This window comes from Ruegeria sp. CE9 (genome assembly GCF_056537425.1).
The window spans coordinates 1-2,880 of record NZ_JBQFRO010000035.1 but is presented as its reverse complement, the minus strand read 5'-3'; the positions used below and the strand labels follow the sequence as shown (position 1 = coordinate 2,880).

Genomic DNA, 2,880 nt, shown 5'->3' with positions numbered 1-2,880 from the left:
CTGTCTGAAGATCGGAGGACCACCTTCGAAGGCTAAGTACTCCTTGCTGACCGATAGCGAACCAGTACCGTGAGGGAAAGGTGAAAAGCACCCCGACGAGGGGAGTGAAACAGTACCTGAAACCGAACGCCTACAATCAGTCGGAGGCTCCTTGCGAGCTGACGGCGTACCTTTTGTATAATGGGTCATCGACTTGGTCTCACGAGCAAGCTTAAGCCGTTAGGTGTAGGCGTAGCGAAAGCGAGTCTTAATAGGGCGCATGAGTTCGTGGGATCAGACCCGAAACCGAGTGATCTAGGCATGGCCAGGTTGAAGGTAAGGTAACACTTACTGGAGGACCGAACCCACATCCGTTGAAAAGGATCGGGATGAGCTGTGCCTAGGGGTGAAAGGCCAATCAAACTCGGAGATAGCTGGTTCTCTGCGAAATCTATTTAGGTAGAGCGTCATCCGAATACCCCGGGGGGTAGAGCACTGGATGGGTAATGGGGCCCCACAGGCTTACTGATCCTAACCAAACTCCGAATACCCGGGAGTACTAGATGGCAGACACACTGCGGATGCTAACGTCCGTAGTGGAGAGGGAAACAACCCTGACCTACGACTAAGGCCCCCAATTCATGGCTAAGTGGGAAAGCAGGTGGGACGACCAAAACAACCAGGAGGTTGGCTTAGAAGCAGCCATCCTTTAAAGATAGCGTAACAGCTCACTGGTCTAAATAAGTTGTCCTGCGGCGAAGATGTAACGGGGCTCAAGCCATGAGCCGAAGTCTAGGGATGCGTAAGCATCGGTAGCAGAGCGTAGTGTGACATAGTCTCATTCCTCCTTCATGCCTTCGGGCAGATTGGAGGAGAGAGGCTTTCGATGAAGCCGGGGCGTGAGCCATCCGGTGGAGAGATCACTAGTGAGAATGATGACATGAGTAGCGACAAAGAGTGTGAGAGACACTCTCGCCGAAAGTCCAAGGGTTCCTGCTTAAAGCTAATCTGAGCAGGGTAAGCCGGCCCCTAAGCCGAGGCCGAAAGGCGTAGGCGATGGGAACTAGGTTAATATTCCTAGGCCAGGAGGATGTGACGGATCACAGGTGTAGTTCAATCTTATCGGATTGATTGGGCTGCTGAGTGGTTCCTGGAAATAGCCCTCCATCAGACCGTACCCTAAACCGACACAGGTGGACTGGTAGAGCATACCAAGGCGCTTGAGAGAACGATGTTGAAGGAACTCGGCAAAATACCTCCGTAAGTTCGCGAGAAGGAGGCCCGGTTCCTAGGCAACTAGGGGCTGGGGGCACAAACCAGGGGGTGGCGACTGTTTATTAAAAACACAGGGCTCTGCGAAGTCGCAAGACGACGTATAGGGTCTGACGCCTGCCCGGTGCCTGAAGGTTAAAAGGAGAGGTGAGAGCCTTGAATTGAAGCCCAGGTAAACGGCGGCCGTAACTATAACGGTCCTAAGGTAGCGAAATTCCTTGTCGGGTAAGTTCCGACCTGCACGAATGGCGTAACGACTTCCCCGCTGTCTCCAACATCGACTCAGCGAAATTGAATTGCCTGTCAAGATGCAGGCTTCCCGCGGTTAGACGGAAAGACCCCGTGCACCTTTACTACAGCTTCGCACTGGCATCAGGATTGTGATGTGCAGGATAGGTGGTAGGCTTTGAAGCAGGAACGCAAGTCCCTGTGGAGCCTCCCTTGAGATACCACCCTTCGCACTCTTGATGTCTAACCGCGGTCCGTTATCCGGATCCGGGACCCTGCGTGGCGGGTAGTTTGACTGGGGCGGTCGCCTCCTAAAGCGTAACGGAGGCGCGCGAAGGTTGGCTCAGAGCGGTCGGAAATCGCTCGTTGAGTGCAATGGCAGAAGCCAGCCTGACTGCAAGACTGACAAGTCGAGCAGAGTCGAAAGACGGCCATAGTGATCCGGTGGTCCCGAGTGGAAGGGCCATCGCTCAACGGATAAAAGGTACGCCGGGGATAACAGGCTGATACTGCCCAAGAGTCCATATCGACGGCAGTGTTTGGCACCTCGATGTCGGCTCATCTCATCCTGGGGCTGGAGCAGGTCCCAAGGGTACGGCTGTTCGCCGTTTAAAGAGGTACGTGAGCTGGGTTTAGAACGTCGTGAGACAGTTCGGTCCCTATCTGCCGTGGGTGTAGGAGACTTGAGAGGAGTTGCCCCTAGTACGAGAGGACCGGGGTGAACGATCCACTGGTGGACCAGTTGTCGTGCCAACGGCAGTGCTGGGTAGCTATGATCGGACAGGATAACCGCTGAAGGCATCTAAGCGGGAAGCCCCCCTCAAAACAAGGTCTCCCTGAGGGCCGTGGAAGACCACCACGTCAATAGGCCGGAGATGTAAGCGCAGTAATGCGTTCAGTTGACCGGTACTAATCGCCCGATAGGCTTGATTTGATCCAGTAATGGAAAGACAAGACCAAAGCATACACACCTTGACAATGGATGACGTCGCAGCGCCAAGCCGCGATGTTGGTTGATTATATAACCGAGTGGCAACGCGCCTTTTGCTTGCAAAAGACGCTGCCTGCCACCCGTCGCTTTTTTGCTCCGCAAAAACAGCGACGTGGGCTTTTCCTCGGTTTGGTGGTCATAGCGCAAGTGAAACACCCGGTCCCATCCCGAACCCGGAAGTTAAGCACTGCCGCGCCAATGGTACTTGGGCTTAAGCCCCGGGAGAGTAGGTCACCGCCAAACCTAGTAAAAGCCCACAATCTCTCTAAAACGATGAAAAGAACACTACCCGGTCTCAAGTAGCCGAATAGGCGGTAGACCAACGCTAAGTGTCGCGGGATGGAGCAGCCCGGTAGCTCGTCAGGCTCATAACCTGAAGGTCGTAGGTTCAAATCCTACTCCCGCAACCA

At 54.3% G+C, this 2,880-nt stretch carries 1 tRNA gene and 2 rRNA genes; all 3 read left to right on the top strand.

The features are described from left to right. Window positions 1–2,413: ribosomal RNA gene (locus tag ACR0B3_RS23610) — 23S ribosomal RNA — on the top strand; the annotation flags it as partial. A 185-nt stretch (window positions 2,414–2,598) separates the two neighbouring features. Next, window positions 2,599–2,713: ribosomal RNA gene (gene rrf, locus ACR0B3_RS23605) — 5S ribosomal RNA — on the top strand. A gap of 90 nt (window positions 2,714–2,803) precedes the next feature. Next, window positions 2,804–2,880, top strand: a tRNA-Met gene (locus ACR0B3_RS23600).